Below are 22,447 nucleotides of genomic sequence, written 5' to 3' on the forward strand. Positions count from 1 at the left end.
GCTTTCCGGCTTCTTCGGTTTCCCGTTTCGGCCTTCCTGCGTTTCCGACTCTATCAGATCCTTTCGGGCCTGATTCCCAGTCAGCGGGAGTTGTCTTCGCGGCTGTTGGGCCGTTCCGACGCTCAAACTCTAGCGGATTTCCCGGGTCCCTCATAATCGAGGTTTTCGAAATGAATTTCGGCATGCCGAAATTCGTCCCGGTCGGGAGATCGTGCTGGGTTGAGTTGCCGCATCAGCGGCGGGAGTGGCTGCCGCAGAACCGTTCCGGCCCCGTGACAACTCGGAGAACACTACGGATACGGACGGGGCGTGTCAACCCCCGCCCGGTGGGGGCCGGACACCCCCTCCTCAGGGGGCGTCAGTCCAGGTCGGTGAGCCGGCCGCCCGCGTCCGGCTGGGTGTGTTCCACGCGGCGGAGCAGGCGGATCAGCATCTCGCCGAGGACACCGCGCTCGTCGCTCGACAGGTCCTGGAGGAGCTCCTCCTCGAAGTCCGTCGCCATCCGCATCGCCTCGAGCCACTTCGAGCGGCCCTCGTCGGTCAGCTCCACGATCACGCGGACCCGGTTGTTCTCGTCGCGGTCGCGCGTCACCAGGCCCTCGCCCGCCATGCGGTCGATGCGGTGGGTCATCGCGGCCGGGGTGAGGCCGAGGCGCTTGGCCAGCTCGCCGGGGCCCAGGCGGTAGGGGGCGCCCGAGAGGACCAGGGTCTTCAGGACCTCCCACTCGGCGTTGCTGATGCCGAGATCGGCGACCTGGCGGCCGTACGCGACGTTCATCCGGCGGTTCAGGCGGCCGAGGGCCGAGACCACCTTCTCGACCTGGGGGTCGAGGTCGCGGTACTCGCGCTGATAGGCGGCGATCTGCTCGTCGAGGCTCGGCTCCTGCAGGGACTGCGGGCCGGACTGCTCGGGTGTGTCGGACATGCGCCGAGTATTCCACGGCCGACGTTGGCGTTGAAGTCCTTCGATGTGTACAGTTAAGGATCGAACTTTAGGATTGAAGTCTTCAGGGTTCAGGGGTACAAGCCTGAACCCGCGATCGAAGTGGGTGAGTGTGACCAAGGCGATGGGTGCAGCGATGCGCCGGATCCAGGCGGGGAGCGCGCTGAGCGCGTTCGGACTCGGCTTCACCGTTCCGTACCTCTATGTGTACGTCGCCCAGGTGCGGGATCTGGGCGCGACCACGGCGGGCATCGTGCTCGCCGTCTTCGCCATGGCCGCGCTGGTCGTCCTTCCGTTCAGCGGGCGCGCCATCGACCGGCGCGGGCCCGTCCCCGTCCTTCTGGTCGCCGCCGTGCTGGCCTCGCTCGGCGCCCTGGGCATGGGGCTGTCCGGCAGCGTTGCCTCGGTCGTGGGGTCCGCGGCGCTGCTCGGTGCCGGTACGGCCGTGATGCAGCCGGCGCTGGCGACGATGATCGTCTGGTGCTCGGACCCGGCCGGCCGGACCCGCTCCTTCGCGATGCAGTTCTTCCTGCAGAACCTCGGGCTCGGCGTCGGCGGCCTGATCGGCGGCCAGCTCGTCGACGAGAGCCGGCCCGGCAGCTTCCTTCTTCTCTTCTCGATCGAGTCGGCGATGTTCCTCGTTCTCGCCGCGATCGTGCTGACCGTGCGGATGCCGGGATCCCCGGCCCTCCAGGGCAGCCGGCCGGCCGGTTCGAAGGGCGGCGGTGTACGGGCGCTGCTGGGGCACAAGGCCATGGTGCAGCTGTGCGTCCTGGGCTTCGTCCTGTTCTTCGCCTGTTACGGGCAGTTCGAGTCGGGTCTCGCGGCGTACGGGACCGAGGCCGCCGGCATCCAGCCGTCGACGCTCGGGATCGCGCTCGCCGCCAACACGGCGGTCATCGTCGTCGCCCAGTTCGTGGTGCTGCGGTTCGTCGAGCGCCGCAGGCGGAGCCGGGTGATCGCGGCCGTCGGTCTGATCTGGACCGTGGCGTGGGTCTTCGCCGGGTACGCGGGGCTCGGCCACGGCAGCCAGGCCATGGCGACGGCGGCGTTCGTCTCCACGTACGCCCTCTTCGGGCTCGGTGAGGCGATGCTGTCGCCGACGGTGGCGCCGCTGGTGGCCGACCTGGCGCCGGAGGCGATGGTCGGGCAGTACAACTCGGCGTTCGCCCTGGTGAAGCAGCTCGCGCTGGCGGTCGGACCGGCCGTGGGCGGGCCCATGGGGGCGGCGCTGCACGGGCCGTACATCGTGACCTTCGTGCTCTTCTCGCTCGGGATCACCTTCCTGGCGCTGCGGCTCGGCAGGCAGCTCACGCCCGAGCAGGACCAGCCGTCGCTCGTCGCCCGGCCGTCCCGGGTGGTGGCGCGCCACCAGCCCGAGAAGGAGACCCTGGCCGCCTGAGGCCCGGGGCCGATGGGCCCGCGGGCCCGAGCGGACCGGCTCAGTCCGGCAGGGCGAACTCGCACCAGACCGCCTTGCCGCCGCCGGGTGTGCGGCGGCTCCCCCAGGACGAGGCGATGGTCGCGATGATCGAGATTCCGCGGCCCGCCTCGTCCTCCGTCTCCGCCCTGCGGCGGCGCGGCAGATGGTCGTCGCCGTCGGTGACCTCGATGATCAGCCGCCGGTCGGTGCGGCGCAGCCGCAGGCGCATCGGCGGGGTGCCGTGCTGGAGGGAGTTCGCCACCAGCTCGCTGGTGGCGAGGACGCCCAGATCGCGCAGTTCGACGGGGAAGCGCCAGCTGGAGAGGACGCCCGACGCGAAGGCACGCGCGCGGGGAGCGGCCTCGACACCGCCGAGGAGTTCCAGGGCGGCGTTGTGGAACAGCTCGGCGTCGGACCCTTTGCGGGCAGGGTGCTGGACGACGAGGACGGCGACGTCGTCGTCGTGCTCGGCGGTGACGCCGAGCGAGCGCAGCAGCCGGTCGCAGACGACCTGCGGAGTGCCGGTGGCGCCGGAGAGCGCCCGCTCCAGGGCGGCGACCCCTTCGTCGATGTCCTCGCGGCGGCGCTCGACCAGGCCGTCCGTGTAGAGGACGGCGCTGGAGCCGGGGGGCAGGGCGATGCTGCCGGAGGTGTGCAGCCAGCCTCCGGTGCCGAGCGGGGGCCCGGTGGGGTCCGCGGCGCGCCGGACGGAGCCGTCCGCGTCCCTGACGAGGATCGGCAGGTGGCCGGCGGAGGCGTAGACGAGCTTGCCTTCGTTCGGGTCGTGCACGGCGTAGACGCAGGTGGCGATCTGGCTGGCGTCGATCTCGGCGGCGAGGCCGTCGAGGAGCTGGAGCACTTCGTGCGGGGGCAGGTCGAGCCGGGCGTAGGCCCGCACGGCGGTGCGGAGCTGGCCCATGACGGCGGCGGCGCGCACGCCGCGGCCCATCACGTCCCCGATGACGAGCGCGGTCCGCCCCGCGCCGAGGGTGATGACGTCGTACCAGTCGCCGCCGACGGCCGCGTCGGTGCCGCCGGGCTGGTACGTGGCGGCGATGCGCAGGTCGTCGGGCTGCTCCAGCTCCTGGGGGAGCAGGGAGCGCTGGAGGGTGACGGCGGTCTCGCGGTGGCGGCGCTCGCTGGTGCGCAGCCGCTCGGCGGCCTCGGCGTGGTCGGTGACGTCGGCGGCGTGCACGAGGACACCGCCGCCGGCGAAGCGCGAGGACTCCACCGGCAGGCAGGTGACGGTGTACGAGCCGCCGTCGCGGGTCTTGCGGGACTTGACCGTGCGGGGCTTGCCGCTGCGCAGGACCTGGTCCATCAGCGGCAGCAGGCCGAGCTCGTGGGCCTCGGGGCAGGCGTCGGCGACGGTCGCGCCGGCGGGCCGGGGGCCGAAGGCGGCGGCATAGGCGTCGTTGACGTACGCGATGCGGTGCTCCGGGCCGTGCGCGAGTGCGAGCAGGCCGGGGAGCCGGCCGATGACCTCCCGTACGGAGAAGTCGTCCAGGGCGGGGACGTCGGCAGCCTCGTCGGCGAGGTGCTCCAGCTGCGGCCCGTACTCACCGCGGGCCGCGGGCACGGAGCCTTCGGTCCCCCGCGCCGCCGTGCGGCGCTGCGTGCCGGGGAGCCGGGCGCTCCAACGGGTGAAGTTCACGGATCTGTATGCCTCGTGGTGTCGTTGGCCGTGCTTGAGTCACTCTGTGCAGGTGTGAGCCCACCTATGGTCACACGTCCAGTGTGACCGACCGCACTGACATCGGTGTCAGCCGGGCCTCGGGCCGTTCTTCGGGGGCGGGGGTGCGGCGGCGAGTTCGAATTCGGCGCGAGGGTGTTCGAGGGAGCCGAGGGAGACGATCTCGCGTTTGAACAGGCCCGAGAGGGTCCATTCGGCCAGGACGCGGGCCTTGCGGTTGAAGGTCGGGACGCGGCTGAGGTGGTAGGCGCGGTGCATGAACCACGCGGGGTAGCCCTTGAGCTTACGTCCGTAGACGTGGGCGACGCCCTTGTGGAGTCCGAGGGAGGCTACCGAACCGGCGTAGGCGTGGGCGTACTCCTTGAGGGGCTGCCCGCGCAGGGAGGCGGCGATGTTCTCGGCGAGGACCTTGGTCTGGCGCACCGCGTGCTGGGCGTTGGGGGCGCACTCCCGGCCGGGTTCGTCGGCGGTGACGTCGGGGACGGAGGCCGCGTCGCCGGCGGCCCAGGCGTGTTCGACGCCCTCGACGGTCAGTTTCGCCGTGCACTTCAGCCGCCCGCGTTCGTTCAGGGGCAGGTCGGTGGCGGCGAGGACGGGCGCGGGTTTGACGCCGGCCGTCCACACGACGGTACGGGTGGGGATCCGGGTGCCGTCGCTGAGGGCGGCCACGCGGTCCTCGCAGGATTCGAGCCGGGTGTCGAGGCGTACGTCGATGTTGCGGGCGCGCAGTTCGCGGATCGCGTACGTGCCCATCTCCGCGCCCACTTCGGGGAGGATCCGGTGGGTGGCCTCCACGAGCACCCAGCGCAGGTCCTCGGGCTTGATGTTGTGGTAGTACCGCGCGGTGTAGCGGGCCATGTCCTCCAGCTCGGCGAGCGCCTCGACCCCGGCGTAGCCGCCGCCGACGAAGACGAAGGTGAGGGCGGCGTCGCGCAGGCCCGGGTCGCGGGTGGAGGAGGCGATGTCCATCTGCTCGATGACGTGGTTGCGCAGCCCGATGGCCTCTTCGACGGTCTTGAAACCGATGGCGTACTCGGCGAGGCCGGGGACGGGCAGGGTGCGGGAGACCGAGCCGGGCGCGATGACGAGCTCGTCGTAGGTGAGCTGGACGGTGCCGGTGCCCTCCTCCTCGGTGGCGAGGGTGGAGAGGGTCGCGGTCCGCTTGGCGTGGTCGACGGAGTGGACCTCGCCGATGACGATCCCGCACTTGTCGAGGACGCGACGGAGCGGGACGACGACGTGGCGCGGAGAGATCGAACCGGCGGCCGCCTCGGGGAGGAAGGGCTGGTACGTCATGTACGGGTCGGGCGTGACCACCACGATCTCGACGGCACCGCTTCTCAGCTCGGCCTTGAGCTGCCGCTGCAGGCGCAGCGCGGTGTACATCCCGACGTAGCCACCGCCGACAACGAGAATGCGCGCAGGTTCGGTCACTGTCCCATGACGCACCGCCGTTCGGGGTTTGTCCACAGGCCCGGCAAATTGTGTGACCGCGGATGTGCGGGGGCGTGGGGTGGCGCATGGGGTGGGTACCGGGGGAAGTGCGCAGGTCAGGCCGGGCGCGCGGGACGAAGTGGAGGGCGGGAATCGGGAGAGTTCCGGTCCTTGCTCCGATCGGGGGGCGCACCGTACGGAACTCCCCCTTCTGAATTGACCCCGACTCAACTATGTTCGTACCTCGTCGGGGTATCGGACGGCCGTGCGCGGACCAGAGCGTGGGGCAGGGGTCCGGGATCCCGTGTCAGGGCGGGGAAGTCTCCGGGGGGAGACATCATGAGCGGGGGAACGCTTATGCACATGCAGGATGCGTATGGCCAGACCGTCGTCGCGGCGACGGACGGCCATGTCAACGGACGTACGGGCACGCCGACGGGGATGTCGGGTGTCTCGGCCGGGATACCGGCGGCGCCTTCGGGCATCGGCCGGGCGGCCCCGCTGCGCGTGGACGCGCAGCGCAATCTCGAGCATGTCCTGCGCGCGGCGCGCGAGGTCTTCGGCGAGCTGGGATACGGCGCGCCGATGGAGGACGTGGCGCGTCGCGCCCGGGTCGGCGTGGGCACGGTCTACCGCCGCTTCCCCAGCAAGGACGTGCTGGTGCGCCGGATAGCCGAGGAGGAGACCGCCCGTCTGACCGATCAGGCGCGGACGGCGCTGGGGCAGGAGGAGGAGCCGTGGTCGGCCCTCTCCCGGTTCCTGCGGACGTCGGTGGCCTCGGGCGCGGGACGGCTGCTGCCGCCGCAGGTGCTGAGGGTCGGCGTGGACGAGGGTACGGCCGGCGAGGGCGAGCCGCCCGTCGGCGAGGGGCGCTCCTCGGAGGACGCGGTGCGGGTGCCGCACCAGCGGAACGTCGGCGACCAGGCCTCGGCCCGGGTCATCGCGCCGCGCGCGGTGCCGGTGGCCGAGCAGGACGACGCCGGTGCGGCGGAACTCCTGGAGGTCGTCGGGCGGCTGGTCGACCGGGCGCGCGAGGCGGGTGAGCTGCGGGCCGACGTGACCGTGGCGGACGTCCTCCTCGTCATCGCCACGGCGGCGCCCGCCCTGCCGGACGCGGTCCAGCAGGCGGCGGCCTCGGCCCGGCTCCTGGACATCCTGCTGGAGGGCCTGCGGTCGCGGTAGCGGGGTCGCCCGTCGGGCCGTGCCGACGGGCGTCCGGCGGCGGGGACCCGGGTGGGAAACCGTCTGGCCCCGTGCCCGTGCCTGCTGGGTCGTGAACGCGCGGGACGGCGCGCGACCTCTCGTGCGGATGAGTGGGTGTGAACTCATGGGAACGGGCGCTCGGTTACGCCCCGTCCGGGGGAGTCGCCCCGGACGAGTGGTAAGTGGAGTTGAGGGCTCGGCATGCCCGCGCCCTGTGTCACGCTTGGCCGGTGTTCTGGTCTAGGGCGTGCGTACGGGGGCTTCCGCGATGAGCGGTGACGGACGGGACGAGCCGCTGTGCCAGGGCGGTGCCACGGGGACCGACCGGCCGGCCGTGCGGCAGGTGCCGAGCCAGGGCGGCCCGGGAGGCTCCTCCGGCGCCCCCAGGGGCACGGCGGGCGCCGCGCCCGTGGGTTCCGAGCCGAGCGTCCCCCAGCAGCGCGAACGCGGCGGGCCGAGGCAGGGCGACGGCGGGACGTTCTACCGGGACGGCGCGGACGACGGCGGGGTGCTGCCGCCGCCGGTCGAGCTGCCGCCCTCCGACGGCGAGTTGATCCAGCTCATGCGGGGCGGCGACGACAGCGCGTACGAAGAGCTGTTCCGACGCCACTCCGACGCCGTGCGGCGCTACGCCCGGACCTGCTGCCGGGACGCGCACACCGCCGACGACCTGACGGCGGAGGTGTTCGCCCGCACCCTCCAGGCCGTACGGGGCGGGGCCGGACCCGAGCAGGCGGTACGCGCCTACCTCCTGACCACCGTCCGGCGGGTCGCCGCGAACTGGACCAGGACCCGGAAGCGGGAGCACCTGGTCGAGGACTTCGCGGTGTTCGCGGCGCACGCCGCCCACGGCTCGGAGGTGTCCGACCAGGACACCCTGGACCTCGGCGCCGACGTCCGGGCCATGCACGAGGCCGAACAGTCCCTCGCCATGCAGGCGTTCAGGTCGCTGCCCGAGCGCTGGCAGGCCGTGCTCTGGCACACCACCGTCGAGGAGGAATCACCCAGCGAGGTCGCCCCGCTGTTCGGGCTGACCGCCAACGCCACCGCAGTCCTGGCCAGCCGGGCCCGGGAGGGTCTGAAGCAGGCCTACCTCCAGGCACACGTCAGTCAGTCCCTCACCGCGGGCGGGGACTGCGCCCGCTACGCCGACCGGCTCGGCGCCCACGCGCGCGGCGGGCTGCGGATGCGGGCCGAGCGCGGGCTGCGCAAGCATCTGGAGGAGTGCGCCAAGTGCCGGCTCGCCGCCGGGGAGCTGGCACACGTCAACGCCGGTATCCCCGCGCTGCTGCCGGTCGCCGTCATCGGCTGGTTCGCCGCCGGGTTCTCGCTCAAGGCCGCGGGTGCCGTGGCCGGTGGCGCCGCCGGTGCCGCCGGGGCCGGTGCGGCGGCCGCCGCCACGGGCGCCGGTTCGTCCGGCACGGCCGGCGCCTCGTCCGCCGCCGTCGCCGAAGGGCTCGGCGCACCGGTGAAGGCGGGGATCGCGGCCGCGGTGGCCGTCGCCGCGACCGCCGGACTGGTGTGGGCGCTCTCCGGCGACCCGCGGCCGGTCGCCGGGCCCGCGCCCACGCCGCCGACCGTCGCCCCCGTCGTCCCCTCGACGCCCGTCTCCCCGCCGAAGCCGAAGCCGAAGCCCTCGCCCACCCGGCCGCCCGCGCCTGCCCGGAGCGCCGCCGCCCCCGCGCCGGAGCCGACGCCCGCCGCCACCCGGCCGGTGGCGCCACGCCCGGCGCCGAAGCCGCAGCCGAAACCAACGCCCACGCCGGCTCCGACACCCGCACCGACCCTGCCGAAGCCCCCGCCACCGCCCGCGCCGACGACGTTCTACCAGGTCAGCAGGTTGGAGTACGGCATCGTCGGCGACGGCACCAAGCCCGAGGTGCGGCTCGGTGACAGCAGCCCCCTGTGGCAGCGCCGCGGCCTCTCGATGAGCGGCACGAGGTACGCGCACGGCGTGACCGTGCAGGCGCCCTCCTCGCTCACCATCGACCTCAACCGGCAGTGCACCGGCTACGACGCGGTCGTCGGCATCGACGACATGAGCGCCCCCCTCGGAGTCGGCGGCATCCGCTTCTCCGTCCACGGCGACGGTCGACGGCTGTGGCGCTCCGCCGTGGTCCGGCCGGGCGATCCGGCGGTTCCGGTGCACGTCGGCATCGCCGGCCACCGGACGCTCCGCCTGGTGGTGGAGCCCCAGACGCCGTTCGGCCGGGTCGCCGTCGCGGACTGGGCGCAGTCGCAGATCACCTGCGCCTGAGCAGGCCCCTCCCCCGGCGCCCGACGGACACGTCCCCCCGAGCCGGACGCCTCCGTCGCGGGCCGGGCGGGACTTCCGCACGGCCTACGCCATGAGCGACCTGGACGACGGCACCAGGGGCCCCGGGACCGCGCGTTGGCGGGGGGCCGGGGCGGCGGAGCCCGTCCAGCAGGAGCCGCGGCGGGCCAGGAGGCGGCGGAGCCAGAGTTCGGTGGAGACCAGGTCGGCGAGGCCGTCCAGGGGGACCGGTGCGCCGTCGGCGGCCGCGCGCAGCGCCTCACGGACCACGCGGGCCTCGATCAGGCCCGCGTCCGCGAGGAGCGGGGCGTCGAAGACGGCGAGGAGGTCGGGGAGGGCGGCGCGCAGTCCCGCGCGGGCGGCGGCGGCCGGGACCGCCGGGTTCGGGGCGCCCCAGCCGGGCGGCAGGTCCTGGACGCCCGCCCCGGTCAGGACCGTGCGCAGGACGTTCGCCCGGGCGCCCGGCTGGACCCGGAGCGATTCGGGCAGGGCGCGGCAGGCCCGTACCACCTGGTTGTCCAGGAACGGCGCGTGCAGCCGCTGGCCGCGGATCTCGGCCGCCTGCTCCAGGACCCGGTGGTCGGCCGCGGCCCGCGCGAGCGCCGCACGCGCGCGTGCCTCCCCCGGGCGCTGCACCGACGCCGGCAGGATCGCCGCCCGCTGCAGGCGAACCGATACTTCGGCGAGGGCCTCCCCCGTCAGCCACCGTGCCGCCGGACCCGGCCGTGACCAGGTCAGCGCGGAGAGGGACGCCTCCAGGGGCCCGAAAGCGCCCGACGGGGCCCGGTTCGCCTCCAGGAGGGTGGCCGCGGCGGCCTCCAGACCGGTGCGGTACGGCGTACGGGCCAGGCGGCGGGCCGCGCGGTAGACGGTCAGCGGGACGAGGAGCGAACCCGCCGAGGTGCCCGTCGCCTTGGCGAGCGCCGTCACCGGGCGTACGAGCGATCTGCGGCGCCGGTCCATCAGCAGGTCGGCGAGGCGCGCCGGATGGGCGTCGAGGACCTGCCGGGCGCCCAGGCCGGTGAAGTGGTCCGCGCTGCCGCCCGCGAGGCGCCGCCGGTGCCGGCCGGCCACGACCAGGGACGGGCCCGGCTCGTCCGTCAGCGGTCCGTCCAGCTCCGCGTAGGGCAGCGCCTCCTCGCCGGCCGCGACGACGACGTGGTGCAGCCGGGGGTTGGCGGCGATCGCCCGGGCCCGCTCCAGCTCCTCCTCGCGGTGGGTGCCGGCGCGGGTGGCCAGGTCGTTGAAGGTGACCGCGAGCAGCCGTTCGCCGGCGCCGGTGCCGTGGCCCAGGATCGTGCCGGGCACTCCGGGAAGCCCGGCGGCCAGCAGGGCGAGCGTGCCGGAGGCGCTGCCTCCGGACAGGTCGGCGCCGATCCCGGGCGCCGGCCCGCCGCCCCGGGCGGCCCGCCGTTCCGCGGGTCCCATGCCGGGGACGGGCCCCGGGTCCGGAAGCGGTGTCTCGGGGGCGTGCCGGGGCGCGGTGAGCCGGGCCCGTACCGCCTCGACCAGCGCGTCCCGTACCCCTTCCACCGCCCGTCGCGGCTCGGTCTCCGCCGCGGCGACGGCGAGGGAGGCCACCGGTTCGTAGCCGGTGATCTCGCGCGAGCCCTCGCGCAGGATCAGCGCGTGGCCGGGCGGCACCCGCTTCACGCCCTCGTACGGTGTGGAGTCGCGCAGCGCCTCCGGGGTCTCGGGGCAGGCGAGCAGTGCGGCGAGATGGCCGATGTCGAGCTGGGCCTCGATGAGGTCGGCGAGCGGCAGGGCCGCGGTGGCGTACGCGGTGCCGTTCGCCCACGGGGTGTGGAACACCGGCCGGGCGCCGGCCAGATCGCCGGTGACGGTGATCCGGCGGCCGACCTGGACGACGACGGTGTAGCTGCCCGCCCAGGCGGTGAGATGCCGCAACGCGCCGCCGCGGGCGGCGAACAGGCCGCTCCTCAGCTCTTCGTCGCTCGCGGCGCAGCAGCCGAAGACGGCGAGGCGGCTGTGCGGGTCGACACCGACGATCCGTACCTCGTCGGGGCGCCAATCGCCCACCGCCCACAGGGGATCGGGGTCACCCCACAGAAGTTGTGCGCCCACCGGGTGCAGCGTGCGCCCCTCGGCCGCCGTCTCGCCGCCCATGCCGCCGGCGCCTCCCACGGCTCCCGCCGTACCCGGGGAACCCGCGGCGCCCGCGAAGCCGTTCGAGCCGTGGACGGCGGAGCCGTGGACGTGCGCGCCCGCGGAGCCGTACGGGCCAGGGGAACCGTACGGGCCCGGGGAACCCGCCGTTCCGGAGGCTCCCGCCGTGCCCGGGAAGCCGGACGTCCCCGCCGTTCCGAAGCTCGCGGCGACACTGCTCCAGCCCACCAGCCATCGCATCGGCGCCTCCACGTCCGTTCGGTGGAGGACATGCTGCCACGACAACAGCGCGCGGGACGGGCCGCGTGGCCGGGTGCGCGAAAGGCGAATGGGCCTCTGGCATTGGCCAGTTGCCCACCGTCGTCATTCGGCCATTCTCGGGGGCCTCATCGGCCGTCGGCAGTCCGGGAGGCGCTGATCGCCTCCCGGAGCCGTCCGCCGCCCGCGGGGAGGGGGCGACGGTATCCCCCAGCCCACCGGTTCTCAGCCGGGTGGGCCGACCCACGCAGCACTCATGGAAGCGCTCCCCCTCCGGCCGGGCGAGAGCGCACGGCCGGGCGCACGGCCACACACCCGGAGCGCGCTCCCCGGCGCCGCCCCCGGCATCCGCGGCGGCGACCCCGTGCGCCGTCCGGCCGTCCCGGGCCGGTCCACACAACAATCCCGCCATACGGCACACCGCCCCTTAACGGTAGGGATGCGGCGAACTACGCTGTGTTTACGAATGCCGCACGCTTATGCCCGGTGTCGCGGCGGCCGTCTGGGTGGTCGAGGGGTGGCGTCATGTCCAGGGAGCAACGCGGGCCGAACGAAAAGCTCGGCACGGTTCTCGCCCTCGCGGGAATCAGCAACGCCGGCCTCGCCCGGCGGGTCAACGACCTCGGGGCGCAGCGGGGGCTGACGCTCCGCTACGACAAGACGTCGGTGGCCCGGTGGGTGTCGAAGGGGATGGTGCCGCAGGGCGCCGCCCCGCATCTGATCGCCGCCGCGATCGGCCAGAAGCTCGGCCGTCCCGTGCCGCTCCACGAGATCGGCCTCGCGGACGCCGACCCGGCGCCCGAAGTGGGGCTCGCCTTCCCCCGTGACGTGGGCGAGGCGGTCCGTTCCGCCACCGATCTCTACCGGCTGGATCTGGCCGGTCGGCGGGCCGGCGGGGGCGGGATCTGGCAGTCGCTGGCCGGATCCTTCGCGGTCAGCGCCTACGCCACCCCCGCCTCCCGATGGCTGATAACCCCCGCCGACTCCTCCGTGGAGCGGCTGCTGCGACGCTCCGGGGCGGCCGGAGCCGGTGGTACGGACGGGGTCGGCGGGATCGGCGGGCCGGGCGGGATCGAGGAGACGGCGGAAGCGCCGGAGACCGGCCTCCACGCGCGCGTGGGGCACAGCGATGTCGCCAAGCTGCGGGAGGCCGCCGAGGACGCGCGCCGCTGGGACTCCAAGTACGGCGGCGGCGACTGGCGTTCCTCCATGGTCCCGGAGTGCTTACGCGTCGACGCGGCCCCGCTGCTGCTCGGCTCCTACTCCGACGAGGTCGGCCGGGCGCTGTTCGGCGCGACGGCGGAGCTGACCCGGCTGGCCGGCTGGATGGCCTTCGACACCGGCCAGCAGGAAGCCGCCCAGCGCTACTACATCCAGGCGCTGCGCCTCGCGCGCGCCGCCGCCGACGTCCCCCTCGGCGGCTATGTCCTCGCCTCGATGTCGCTCCAGGCCACCTACCGCGGCTTCGCCGACGAGGGCGTGGACCTCGCCCAGGCCGCCCTGGAGCGCAACCGCGGGCTCGCCACCGCCCGCACGCTCTCCTTCTTCCGGCTCGTCGAGGCCCGGGCGCACGCCAAGGCCAACGACGGGGCGGCCGCCGCCGCGGCGCTCAAGGCCGCCGAGGGGTGGCTGGAGCGCTCCCGGGAGGGCGACGCCGACCCGTCCTGGCTGGGCTTCTACTCGTACGACCGGTTCTGCGCCGACGCCGCCGAGTGCTACCGCGACCTCAAGGCCCCGCGCCAGGTGCGCCGCTTCACCGAGCAGGCGCTGTCCCGGCCGACGGAGGAGTACGTCCGCTCGCACGGGCTGCGGCTCGTGGTGTCGGCCGTCGCCGAACTGGAGTCGGGCAATCTGGACGCGGCCTGCGCCGCCGGCACGCGCGCGGTGGAGGTGGCCGGACGGATCTCGTCCGCCCGGACCACGGAGTACGTCCGCGATCTGCTGCACCGGCTCGAACCGTACGGCGACGAGCCGAGGGTCATGGAGCTGCGCGAGCGGGCCCGGCCGCTGCTCATGACTCCGGCGTGACGCGTGTCCCACCGGGTTTAACGGGATTGTCAGTGGGCCAGTGCACTATCGGGGTGGGAGGTGGTGCAGGTGTCCGGGGCGCAGACGTCCGTACGGGACGTGGACAGCGACGTGCTCGTGATCGGCGGCGGGATCGTCGGCCTGTCGACGGCGTACGCCCTGACCCGTGCCGCGCCCGGCACACGCGTCACCGTCCTGGAGAAGGAGCACGCCCCGGCCCGCCACCAGACGGGACGCAACAGCGGTGTGATCCACAGCGGGATCTATTACCGCCCGGGATCGCTGAAGGCCCGCTTCGCGGTCGCGGGCGCGGCCGAGATGGTCAAGTTCTGCGCCGAGTACGACCTGCCGTACGAGGTGACGGGCAAGCTGATCGTCGCCACCGCGCGCGAGGAGCTGCCCCGGCTGCACGCGCTCGTGCAGCGCGGCCGGGAGAACGGCATTCCGGTGCGGGAGCTGGGACCCGCGCAGATCAGCGCGTACGAGCCGAGGGTGCGGGGTCTCGCGGCGATCCACGTCGGCACGACGGGGATCTGCGACTACGGCGCGGTGGCGGCGCAGCTCGCCGAGGCGTCCGGGGCCCGGATCCTGTACGGCTCGGAGGTCACCGCGATCGACCGGCGGCCGTGGGGTGTGGCCGTCCGCACCGCGTCCGGCACCATCGTGCGCGGCCGGGTCCTGGTCAACTGCGCCGGGCTCCACTGCGACCGGGTCGCACGCCTCGCGGGCGACGACCCCGAGATGCGGATCGTCCCCTTCCGCGGTGAGTACTACGAACTGGCCGACCCCTCGCTCGTGCGCGGCCTGGTGTATCCGGTGCCCGACCCCGCCTTCCCCTTCCTCGGGGTCCATCTGACCCGGGGCATCGACGGCGGTGTCCATGTCGGCCCGAACGCGGTGCCGGCGCTGGCCCGGGAGGGGTACGGCTGGTCGGTCGTGCGCCCGGGCGACCTCGCCGGGACGCTGGCATGGCCGGGATCCTGGGCCATCGCACGGGAACACTGGCGGTACGGCGCGGGCGAGCTGCGGCGGTCGCTGTCGAAGCGGGCCTTCACGGAGGCGGTGCGCAGGCTGCTGCCGGTCGTGGAGGAGCGGGATCTGCGGCGGGCCGACGCGGGCGTCCGCGCCCAGGCCGTCCTCCGGGACGGGACCCTGGTCGACGACTTCCTGATCCGCGAGTCGGCGAGGACGGTGCACGTGCTGAACGCCCCGTCCCCGGCGGCCACGGCCTCGCTTCCGATCGGCCGGGAGGTCGCCCGGCGGGCGCTGGCGCTGCTGTAGACGTGGGCTTCGCGGGGCGCCCCGTAGAATTGCCGCATTGTGTCTGAGTCCCGTGAAACCCTTCCGCGCCCGGCCTCCGGGCCCGTCCTCGCCGAGCCCGTTGCCGCCGTCGAGCCCGCCGCCGAGCCCGTCGCCGCCCGGCGGGGCAGCCGGATGTTCGCCGCCGGGGAAGGGCCGCTGCCCGACCCCGCCGGATCGCACCACGAGCGGCGGATCCGCAGCTTCCAGCCCCGGCGCAGCCGCGTCACCGCAGGTCAGGCCGAGGCCATGCTCAAGCGCTGGCCGGACTGGGGCCTGGACATCGACGGCAAGCGGGTCCTCGACCTGAACGAGATGTTCGGCGGCCTCCCTGTCGTCCTGGAGATCGGCTTCGGCATGGGCGAGGCCACCGCGAAGATGGCCGCCGCCGACCCCGGCACCGGCATCCTCGCCGTGGACGTCCACACCCCCGGCCAGGGCAACCTCCTCGGTCTCGCCGACCGGGGCGGGCTCGAGAACGTACGGGTCGCCAACGGCGACGCGATCATCCTGCTGCGCGAGATGCTCACCGCCGACGCCCTCGACGGCTGCCGCGTCTACTTCCCGGACCCCTGGCCCAAGAAGCGCCACCACAAGCGGCGCCTCATCCAGCCCGAGTTCCTCACCCTCCTCGCGACCCGGATGAAGCCCGGCGCGATCCTGCACTGCGCCACGGACTGGGAGGAGTACGCCGAGCAGATGCTGGACGTCCTCTCCGCGCATCCCGACTTCGCGAACACACAGTCCGACGGCGGCTACGCGCCCCGCCCGGAGTTCCGCCCCCGCACCCGTTTCGAGGGGCAGGGCCTCGACAAGGGCCACGCGGTGCACGACCTGCTCTTCCGGCGTACGTAGCCCCGGCTTTTCCACAGGTGGGGCCCGTTCCGGTGCTCCTGCTTACGCCCGGGGACGGCTTGTCCACAGGTCGCGGAACTCGCGCGCACTCTGTCGGTGCGGCTCGTTAGGGTCGTTCACGTGTCGAATCCGTTTCTCTCCCCCGTGCCCGCCCGGGACACCGAGGAGCCGGCCTTCCCCGGCGTCCCCGGCCGTGCCCAGTGGCGCTACCGGCCCCGCCGCGCCTTCTGGCGCAGCAAGGTGGTCCGGGCCGTCGCCATGGTCACGGTGCTCGCGCTCTGCGCCCTGGTGATCCTCGGGCTGGTGCGGCACGAGACGGGCACGGAGGGGTTCCTCGTCGGGCTCACTCTGGCCGTGCTGCCCGTGCCGCTCCTGATGGCCGCGTTCCGCTGGCTCGACCGGGTGGAGCCGAGCCCCTGGAAGAACCAGCTCTTCGCCTTCGCCTGGGGCGCATTCGCGGCCGCGCTGGTGGCGCTGACGGCCAACACGTTCGCCGTCCGCTGGATCGCGACCGCGACCGCCGACCCCGCCTCGGCGGACACCCTCGGCGCCACCGTCGTCGCCCCGGTCGTCGAGGAGAGCGCCAAGGCCGCCGCGGTCCTGCTGCTCTTCCTCTTCCGCCGACGGGACTTCACCGGAGTGGTGGACGGTGTGGTCGTCGCCGGGTTCACCGCCACCGGCTTCGCCTTCACCGAGAACATCCTCTATCTCGGCAGGGCCTTCGGGGAGGACCAGGAGTTCGGCGACTCGGGGCTCGGCTCGGTGACGGCCGGGACCTTCTTCGTACGGATCGTGATGTCGCCGTTCGCGCATCCGCTCTTCACGGTGCTCACCGGCATCGGCTTCGGATTCGCCGCCCTCGCCGCCCGCCGCCGGCGCGTCCGCCGCGTCCTGCTCCCCCTCGCCGGCCTGATCCTCGCCATGGGCATGCACGCCCTGTGGAACGGCTCGGCCGTCTTCGGCGGCTGGTGGTTCCTCGTGGTGTACGGCGCCTTCATGGTGCCGGCGTTCGCGCTGCTGACCTGGCTGGCGATATGGAGCCGGCAGCGGGAGCTGCGGACCATATCCGGGCAGCTCCCGGCGTACGCGGTGGCCGGCTGGCTCTCGCCCGCCGAACCCCTCGCGCTCTCCTCCATGAGGGCCCGCTCGGTGGCCCGCGCCTTCGCCGCACGGACGTACGGCAAGACGGCGGCGCGGGCGGTCGGGGAGTACGAGGCGTTCGCGACGACCCTCGCCTTCCTGCGCCACCGGGCCGAGCGGGGCGCGGCGGAACCGGACTTCGCCGCCCGCGAGCAGGAGCTGCTGCACCACCTCTGGCACCGCAAGGCGGTCGCCTCGCCCGCGCTCACGTACGCGGCGCGGGCGACCGGGCAGGTGTGGGCGCCGCCGCAGTACCTCGACTACAGCGGCTACAACCCCTATCGGAGCTGACGCGGTCGACGGCGGGACGCTCAGGCCCCTCGCGCGCAGCCGAGCGGTCGGACGGTCAGGCCCTCGCCGCGGAGTTCAGGCCCTGGCCGCGGTCGTTCAGGCCCCGCGGACTTCAGGACCTGGCCGCGGTCGTTCAGGCCCGCGGGCGATGGTCAGAGGTTCAGGCCCTTGTCGCGCAGCCAGGCGGCCGGGTCCACGCCGGAGCCGCCCGGGGTCTTGACCTCCAGGTGGAGGTGCGGGCCGGTGACGTTGCCGGTGGCGCCGACGCGGCCGATCGTCTCGCCGGTGCCCACCGACTGGCCCGCGGAGGCGGTCATGGAGGACAGGTGGCAGTACCAGACCTCGGTACCGTCCGCGAGCTCCAGGACGATGCGGTAGCCGTACGAGCCGGACCAGCCTGCCGACTTGATGGTGCCGCCGTGGACGGCCTTGACCGGGGTGCCGGTGGGGGCGGCGAGGTCGAGGCCCGTGTGGTAGCCGGAGGACCACATCGAGCCGGACTCGCCGAACGTGGAGGTGATGACGTACGAGGAGGTGGGCAAGGCGTAGCTCGCGGCGAGCTTGGCCAGGCGCTCCGCCTCGGCCTTGGCCGCCGCCTCCGCCTCGGCCTTCTTCTTCGCCTCTGCGGCGGCCTTCTCCGCGGCGCTCGCCTTGGCTGCCGCTTCGGCGGCGGCCTTCTCGGCGGCCGCCTTCTCCGCCGCGGCCTTCTCGGCGGCGTCGGCGGAGGCCTGCTGCTGCTCGGCCTGCTGGAGGATGCGGGCGCGCAACGCCTCGCCGGCGTCGGCGGTGGACGCGGAGGCGGAAGCGGCGGAGGCGGATCCGTTCGCGGAGCCGGCCGTCCCGGTCGCCTCGGCGGGCAGGGCGAGGGTGGCGGTGAGCGGCTGGAGGTTGTCCGTACCGGCGCCGTCGACGCCCTCGGTTCCGCCGGTGCCGTCCGCGATCAGTTCGCCGACGCCGGGCAGTTCGGAGGCGTCGGGGAGGTCGAGGTCGGGAAGGGAGATGGAGACGGCCGGCTTCTCCTGGGCGGTGGCCAGGCCGCCGGCGCCGACGGCGGCGATGACACCGACGCCGAGGACGGTGGAGGAGCGGGCGAAGCCGGAGCGCTGCTTGACCACGCGGTGGCGGCCACCGGAGCGGGCCTGCTGGCGGAGGGAGTCCTCGGTGGGATTCCACTCCTCCCACGCGCCGGTGTCGTTGTCCGTCCCGGCGGCACCCGAGGCACCGAACGCGTCGAAGGGGGCTTCGGGGGCAGGGGTGTTGGACGCCACGGAGGCGTGCTCCTTTCCTTCCTTCTCGCCTACCGGGTTAGCTGACGGGTTCGGAGCAGGAAGGTCTCCTACGAGCACTGCCGCACAGGTGCGAAAGCGCCCGATTCACCCCAAGTAGTGGTTCCCCGGTTCCTTTTCAGGATTCGGCGCGTGCGCACGGTGCCGTCTCTAACGACGGCTGGGACGACCGCGCTGCGTTATCGAACGTTAATAGACAGGGGGTCTGTATTCCAAGCTGTTCCTACTGATCGTTCATGGGATTGCGGGGTAATGGCCCGACTTGCCCCCCACATGACCCTGTTTCAGTGAAAAGGCGCCGACGAAACCGAATCTGATGTTTCGTCAATTGTTATCGGAGCGGGACCTTTCGATCACAGATGGTCACCACAGTCGGCGTCACCGCAGGCCGTCACGGCACCACCGGCATGGTCCGGCGCCGCTCCGGCTGCCCGCGTGCCGGGCGGCTCACCGCCAGCAGCGCCATGTCGTCCGTCGTCCCGCCGCCCGTGTACCGCCGCACGTCGTCGACGAGCGCGTCCAGGAGCTCCTCCGGTCCGGGGAAGATCCGGCCGGCCAGCCGCTCGGCGGGATCGTAAAAGGTGCCGTGGGCGTCGCGCGCCTCGGAGAGGCCGTCGGTGTAGAGGAGCAGCGTGGCGCCCGGCGGGTACGGCGTCTCGTCGGCCCGGTCCGGCCAGGCGGCCAGGTCGCCCATGCCGAGCGGCAGCGCGGCCTGGCTCGGCGCCAGCATGGTCAGGCCGCCGTCGGTGTAGAGCATCAGCGGCTCCGGGTGCCCGCGGTTCACCACCCGTACGAGACCGGCGCCGCGCGGGATCTCCGCGAGGACGGCGGTGGTGAACCCCTCGGCGGCGTCCAGGCCGGTCCGCCGGGTGCCCTCGCGGGCCAGGGCCCGTTCCAGGCGCTGGGCCACGCCCTCCAGCGTCGACTCCTGCTCGGCGGCCTCCCGGAAGGCGCCGATGACGACGGCGACGGCCTCGACCGCGTCCATCCCCTTGCCCCGTACGTCGCCGACCACGACCCGTACGCCGTAGGGGGTGTCCTGGACGGCGAACAGGTCACCGCCGATGAACGCGTCGGCCTGCGCCGCCTCGTAGCGGGCGGCGACCTGCAGCCCGCCGATCCGCTCCGCGGGCGTCGGGAGCACGGCCTTCTGCGCCGCTTCGGCGATCACCCGCGCCGACGCCAGCCGTTCGCCGCTGCGGCGGACGACCCGGTTGATCAGCAGGGCGAGCGCGGCGACCGTGATGACGGTGAGGGTCTCGGTGAGGGCGGGGACGTCGGTGACGGTCCTGTTGTAGAGGTGCAGTCCGACGGAGGCGAGGACGGCGGCGATGCCGGTGAGCAGGGTCGTCAGCATCGAGAAGAGCGGCGCCGCGATGAGCGGGGCCGCGGAGAACAGCGGGGCGGCGGTGTAGGCGGGCGGGGTCGCCAGGTCGAAGACGACCCCTCCGGCGATGATCAGCGGGGGCAGGGCCCGGACGAACCGGCGGGCCCGCTCGGCCCGCGAGGGCGGACGCGGGCGGGGGTCCGGGCGGAGGTGGGGAAGGCCGTGCGGGCCCGATTGCGGACGGGAGCGGCCGTGCGAGGGGGCGTTCGAGGCCGGACGCGGGCGTTCGTGCGGGCCCGGGCGCGGATGCCCGGAAGCCCCGTTCCCCGCCGCTCGCTGCCCCACCTGTGCTCTCCTGCCGGATCCGTGCACGGCGCCGGACGGTACCGTGCCCTTCCCAGCGTGCCGGTCGCCGCCGCGGGCGGCGACCCCGCGCCGCCGAGTGGAGTACGGCACGCGGCCGCCCCGGCCGCCCCGGCCGCCCCGGTAGCCCCGGTAGCCCCGGACAGCGTCCGGAGAGCGCCGGCCCCCCGTCGGGGCGTACGGCTCAACCCGTCGCCGCCAGCCGGCCGCTCCGGGCCAGGGCCCCGATCGCCACCGCGCAGCCGAGACCGACCGCGGCCAGGACCAGCCACGGGGTGGCGGAGCCGCCGGCCACGTCGAGCAGCGCCCCCGTCCCCAGGTTCCCGAGGGTGATGCCGATCCCGCAGACGGTGTTGTACAGGCCGTAGTGGGTGGCGACCCACCGGCCGCCCGAGAGGGCGACGACCGTGTCCATCTCGTACGGGTAGAGGACCGCGTTCCCGAGCGCCAGGACCGCCGCGCACAGCAGCAGCCCCGCCACCCCCGGCACCCCGGCCGGGAGCAGGAAGGCGGTGCCCATCAGTGCGAGGCCGAGGACCAGGCAGCGCTCCCGGGTCAGCCGGCGGCCGCACCAGGCCGTGATCCGGAGCTGGCCCGCCAGGGCGACGAGCGCCGAGATGACGAACAGGGCGGTGGTCGGCGCCGTGCCGTCCGCCGCGAGCGGCAGCGCGAGATAGACCTGGAAGGACAGGACGTACGAGCCGGTCATCGCGAGCGAGAAGAGCCAGAAGGTCCGGTTCGCGAGCACGGTACGGAACTGGCCCCGCCCGCCCCCGGCGTCCGGAGCCGCGTCCCCCCGGGCCCCGGCCCGTACCGGCAGGTGCCGGAGCTGCACCACCGTCAGGACGGCGAAGAGCGCCGCCGCCACCACGCACGTCAGCCGGAAGGAGACCCCGGTCAACGCCACCCCCACCAGCGGCCCGAGCAGGATCCCCGCCTGGTAGTGGATGTTGAAGAGGGCGAACGCCTCCACGCGCCGCTCCCCCGCCTCCGCCGCCAGGTACGCGCGGACGGCGGGGTTGAACAGCGCCCCCGCCAGTCCGGTCGCCACCGAGGCGGCGATCAGCACCGGCAGCGACTGGGCGAAGGCGAGCGCCCCGAAGCCGGCCGTCCGCAGCGCGCAGCCGGCGACGATCAGCGGCTTGAAGCCGAGCCGGTCGGCGAGGGCGCCGCCGATCAGGAACATGCCCTGCTGGGAGAGGTTGCGGGCACCGAGGACGAGCCCGACCGACCAGGCCGCCATGCCGAGCCCGTCGGCGAGATGCGCGGCGAGGTACGGCATCAGCATGTAGAAGCCGAGGTTGATGGTCAGCTGGTTGACCAGGAGCAGCCGCACGGCCGGGTCGAACGTACGGCTCCGCTTCCAGATCCCGCCCTCGGCGGGGGCCGCGGTCGGGGCGCTCATCGGACCCGCTCCAGCACGCGCCGGGTCCAGCCGGTGACCGGCACACCGCTCTCGTACGCCGCCGGTTCCTCCCGTACCGGCGCGTCCAGCAGCCCGTGCGCCGCGCAGAACTCGTCGCTGAACACCGAGTCGAAGTACCGCTGCGGCCCGTCGGGGAAGACGGCCGCGATCCGCGTGCCGCGCGGCCGGGTGCGGGCCAGCCAGCCCGCGACGAGGGCGACGGCGCCCACGCTCCAGCCGCCCGTGGCGAACTGCCGGGCCGCCAGCCGCCGGGCCGCGCGGACCGCGTCCTCGGGGCCCACCCAGTGGACCTCGTCGAAGGCGCCGTGGTCGACGTTGCCCGGATGGATGGACGAGCCGAGACCGCGCATCAGCCGTTCGCCCGCCGGGAGTCCGAAGACGGTGGAGCGGACGGAGTCCACGCCGACCAGTTCGAGGGCCGGGCTGCTGGTGGCGCGCAGCGCGCGGGAGATGCCGGCCGAGTGCCCGCCGGTGCCGACGGCGCAGACGAGGACGTCGATCCGGTCGAGCTGGGCGGAGAGTTCGGCGGCGAGCCCGGCGTACGACTCCGGGTTGTCGGGGTTGCCGTACTGGTCGGGCCACCAGGCCGGGGCGCCGTCGGCGCCGCGCAGGCGCCCCAGCAGCTCGCCGACCCGGTCCATGCGGGCCTGCTGCCAGCCGCCGTCCGGCCGGGGCTCGGGGACGACGTGGACCCGGGCGCCGTGGGCGACGAGCATCCGCTCGACGATCGGTTCGAGGCCGGGGTCGGTGACGACGTGCACGGGGTGGCCGTGCAGCACGCCCGCGAGCGCGAGGCCCAGGCCGAGGGTGCCGGAGGTGGATTCGACGATCGGTGCACCGGGCCGCAGCACACCAAGACGTCGGGCCTCACCGACCATGTGGAGGGCGGCGCGGTCCTTGATGCCGCCGAAGTTGAAGCCTTCGAGCTTGGCCCAGTAGCCGTCGTCCATCCGGAGGACGGGGGTGTTGCCGACGGTCTGCGCGGCGAGGGCGGGATCCGGCAGGGATGTACCGGGCAGAGATGTACCGGACAGGGAGACGCAGGGCAAGACGGTGCCGGGCAGGGCTGTGCCGGA

Annotated in this window: 15 protein-coding genes and 1 riboswitch; of the genes, 7 read left to right on the forward strand and 8 right to left on the reverse strand. The window is 74.0% G+C overall.

Features of this window, described 5'->3' with window-relative positions:
* Window positions 1–358 precede the first annotated feature (358 nt).
* A complete protein-coding gene (locus tag ACFZBD_RS14320) occupies window positions 359–925 on the reverse strand; it encodes a MarR family transcriptional regulator (protein WP_391139706.1) in 567 nt (188 codons plus the stop codon).
* Between the two features lie 142 nt (window positions 926–1,067).
* On the opposite strand from ACFZBD_RS14320, the gene ACFZBD_RS14325 reads away from it, so the two are divergent.
* The gene (locus ACFZBD_RS14325) at window positions 1,068–2,345 is read left to right on the forward strand and encodes an MFS transporter (protein WP_391140435.1); all 1,278 of its coding nucleotides are present in this window, start codon (window positions 1,068–1,070) and stop codon (window positions 2,343–2,345) included.
* Window positions 2,346–2,385: 40 nt separating this feature from the next.
* Here the strand turns inward: ACFZBD_RS14325 and ACFZBD_RS14330 are convergent, their stop codons facing one another.
* Both ACFZBD_RS14330 and ACFZBD_RS14335 read right to left on the reverse strand, forming a co-directional pair.
* The gene (locus tag ACFZBD_RS14330; RefSeq protein WP_391139707.1) at window positions 2,386–4,020 is read right to left on the reverse strand and encodes a SpoIIE family protein phosphatase; all 1,635 of its coding nucleotides are present in this window, start codon (window positions 4,018–4,020) and stop codon (window positions 2,386–2,388) included.
* Between the two features lie 108 nt (window positions 4,021–4,128).
* Window positions 4,129–5,445 carry an FAD-dependent oxidoreductase gene (locus ACFZBD_RS14335; RefSeq protein ID WP_391140436.1) on the reverse strand — a complete coding sequence of 439 codons (1,317 nt, stop codon included), beginning with the start codon at window positions 5,443–5,445 and terminating at the stop codon, window positions 4,129–4,131.
* Between the two features lie 405 nt (window positions 5,446–5,850).
* Here ACFZBD_RS14335 and ACFZBD_RS14340 point away from each other — a divergent pair, with 405 nt between their 5' ends.
* Together ACFZBD_RS14340 and ACFZBD_RS14345 are read left to right on the forward strand one after the other, a co-directional pair.
* The gene (locus ACFZBD_RS14340) at window positions 5,851–6,675 is read left to right on the forward strand and encodes a TetR family transcriptional regulator (protein ID WP_391139709.1); all 825 of its coding nucleotides are present in this window, start codon (window positions 5,851–5,853) and stop codon (window positions 6,673–6,675) included.
* Between the two features lie 289 nt (window positions 6,676–6,964).
* Entirely contained in the window at window positions 6,965–8,953 is a 1,989-nt protein-coding gene (locus tag ACFZBD_RS14345; protein WP_391139710.1) for a sigma-70 family RNA polymerase sigma factor, read from the forward strand.
* An 84-nt stretch (window positions 8,954–9,037) separates the two neighbouring features.
* On the opposite strand, the gene ACFZBD_RS14350 is transcribed toward ACFZBD_RS14345, so the two are convergent.
* On the reverse strand, window positions 9,038–11,338 hold the full coding sequence (locus ACFZBD_RS14350; protein ID WP_391139711.1) for an asparagine synthase-related protein: 2,301 nt from the start codon (window positions 11,336–11,338) through the stop codon (window positions 9,038–9,040).
* Between the two features lie 543 nt (window positions 11,339–11,881).
* On the opposite strand from ACFZBD_RS14350, the gene ACFZBD_RS14355 reads away from it, so the two are divergent.
* The 4 genes from ACFZBD_RS14355 to ACFZBD_RS14370 all read left to right on the forward strand — a co-directional run bounded on the left by ACFZBD_RS14355 (window position 11,882) and on the right by ACFZBD_RS14370 (window position 16,969).
* Window positions 11,882–13,384 carry an MFS transporter gene (locus ACFZBD_RS14355; protein WP_391139712.1) on the forward strand — a complete coding sequence of 501 codons (1,503 nt, stop codon included), beginning with the start codon at window positions 11,882–11,884 and terminating at the stop codon, window positions 13,382–13,384.
* Between the two features lie 60 nt (window positions 13,385–13,444).
* Window positions 13,445–14,665, forward strand: a complete 1,221-nt coding sequence (lhgO, locus tag ACFZBD_RS14360) for an L-2-hydroxyglutarate oxidase (RefSeq protein WP_391139713.1) — start codon at window positions 13,445–13,447, stop codon at window positions 14,663–14,665.
* A gap of 153 nt (window positions 14,666–14,818) precedes the next feature.
* Entirely contained in the window at window positions 14,819–15,538 is a 720-nt protein-coding gene (trmB, locus tag ACFZBD_RS14365) for a tRNA (guanosine(46)-N7)-methyltransferase TrmB (RefSeq protein WP_391140437.1), read from the forward strand.
* A 144-nt stretch (window positions 15,539–15,682) separates the two neighbouring features.
* A complete protein-coding gene (locus ACFZBD_RS14370; protein ID WP_391140438.1) occupies window positions 15,683–16,969 on the forward strand; it encodes a PrsW family glutamic-type intramembrane protease in 1,287 nt (428 codons plus the stop codon).
* 152 nt (window positions 16,970–17,121) lie between these two features.
* Here ACFZBD_RS14370 and ACFZBD_RS14375 read toward each other — a convergent pair whose 3' ends face one another.
* From ACFZBD_RS14375 to ACFZBD_RS14390, 4 genes are all read right to left on the reverse strand, one after another.
* A complete protein-coding gene (locus tag ACFZBD_RS14375) occupies window positions 17,122–18,237 on the reverse strand; it encodes a peptidoglycan DD-metalloendopeptidase family protein (RefSeq protein ID WP_391139714.1) in 1,116 nt (371 codons plus the stop codon).
* An 11-nt stretch (window positions 18,238–18,248) separates the two neighbouring features.
* Window positions 18,249–18,396: riboswitch (cyclic di-AMP (ydaO/yuaA leader) on the reverse strand.
* Window positions 18,397–18,646: 250 nt separating this feature from the next.
* Complete coding sequence (locus ACFZBD_RS14380) at window positions 18,647–19,726, reverse strand: SpoIIE family protein phosphatase (protein ID WP_391140439.1); 1,080 nt, start codon at window positions 19,724–19,726, stop codon at window positions 18,647–18,649.
* A 403-nt stretch (window positions 19,727–20,129) separates the two neighbouring features.
* The gene (locus tag ACFZBD_RS14385) at window positions 20,130–21,350 is read right to left on the reverse strand and encodes an MFS transporter (RefSeq protein WP_391139716.1); all 1,221 of its coding nucleotides are present in this window, start codon (window positions 21,348–21,350) and stop codon (window positions 20,130–20,132) included.
* On the reverse strand, window positions 21,347–22,321 hold the full coding sequence (locus tag ACFZBD_RS14390; RefSeq protein ID WP_391140440.1) for a pyridoxal-phosphate dependent enzyme: 975 nt from the start codon (window positions 22,319–22,321) through the stop codon (window positions 21,347–21,349). Before ACFZBD_RS14390 ends, ACFZBD_RS14385 begins: the two co-directional genes overlap by 4 nt.
* Window positions 22,322–22,447 lie beyond the last annotated feature (126 nt).

This window comes from Streptomyces sp. NPDC008121, from assembly GCF_042957155.1.
Lineage (GTDB): Bacteria > Actinomycetota > Actinomycetes > Streptomycetales > Streptomycetaceae > Streptomyces.

What these genes read in the sequence shown, in the direction of transcription:
- ACFZBD_RS14320 (WP_391139706.1), bottom strand. Translation starts at nt 925, where the DNA reads ATGTCCGACACACCCGAGCAGTCCGGCCCGCAGTCCCTGCAGGAGCCG.
- ACFZBD_RS14325 (WP_391140435.1), top strand. Translation starts at nt 1,068, where the DNA reads ATGGGTGCAGCGATGCGCCGGATCCAGGCGGGGAGCGCGCTGAGCGCG.
- ACFZBD_RS14335 (WP_391140436.1), bottom strand. Translation starts at nt 5,445, where the DNA reads ATGTACACCGCGCTGCGCCTGCAGCGGCAGCTCAAGGCCGAGCTGAGA.
- ACFZBD_RS14340 (WP_391139709.1), top strand. Translation starts at nt 5,851, where the DNA reads ATGCACATGCAGGATGCGTATGGCCAGACCGTCGTCGCGGCGACGGAC.
- ACFZBD_RS14345 (WP_391139710.1), top strand. Translation starts at nt 6,965, where the DNA reads ATGAGCGGTGACGGACGGGACGAGCCGCTGTGCCAGGGCGGTGCCACG.
- ACFZBD_RS14350 (WP_391139711.1), bottom strand. Translation starts at nt 11,338, where the DNA reads ATGCGATGGCTGGTGGGCTGGAGCAGTGTCGCCGCGAGCTTCGGAACG.
- ACFZBD_RS14355 (WP_391139712.1), top strand. Translation starts at nt 11,882, where the DNA reads ATGTCCAGGGAGCAACGCGGGCCGAACGAAAAGCTCGGCACGGTTCTC.
- trmB (WP_391140437.1), top strand. Translation starts at nt 14,819, where the DNA reads ATGTTCGCCGCCGGGGAAGGGCCGCTGCCCGACCCCGCCGGATCGCAC.
- ACFZBD_RS14385 (WP_391139716.1), bottom strand. Translation starts at nt 21,350, where the DNA reads ATGAGCGCCCCGACCGCGGCCCCCGCCGAGGGCGGGATCTGGAAGCGG.
- ACFZBD_RS14390 (WP_391140440.1), bottom strand. Translation starts at nt 22,321, where the DNA reads ATGGACGACGGCTACTGGGCCAAGCTCGAAGGCTTCAACTTCGGCGGC.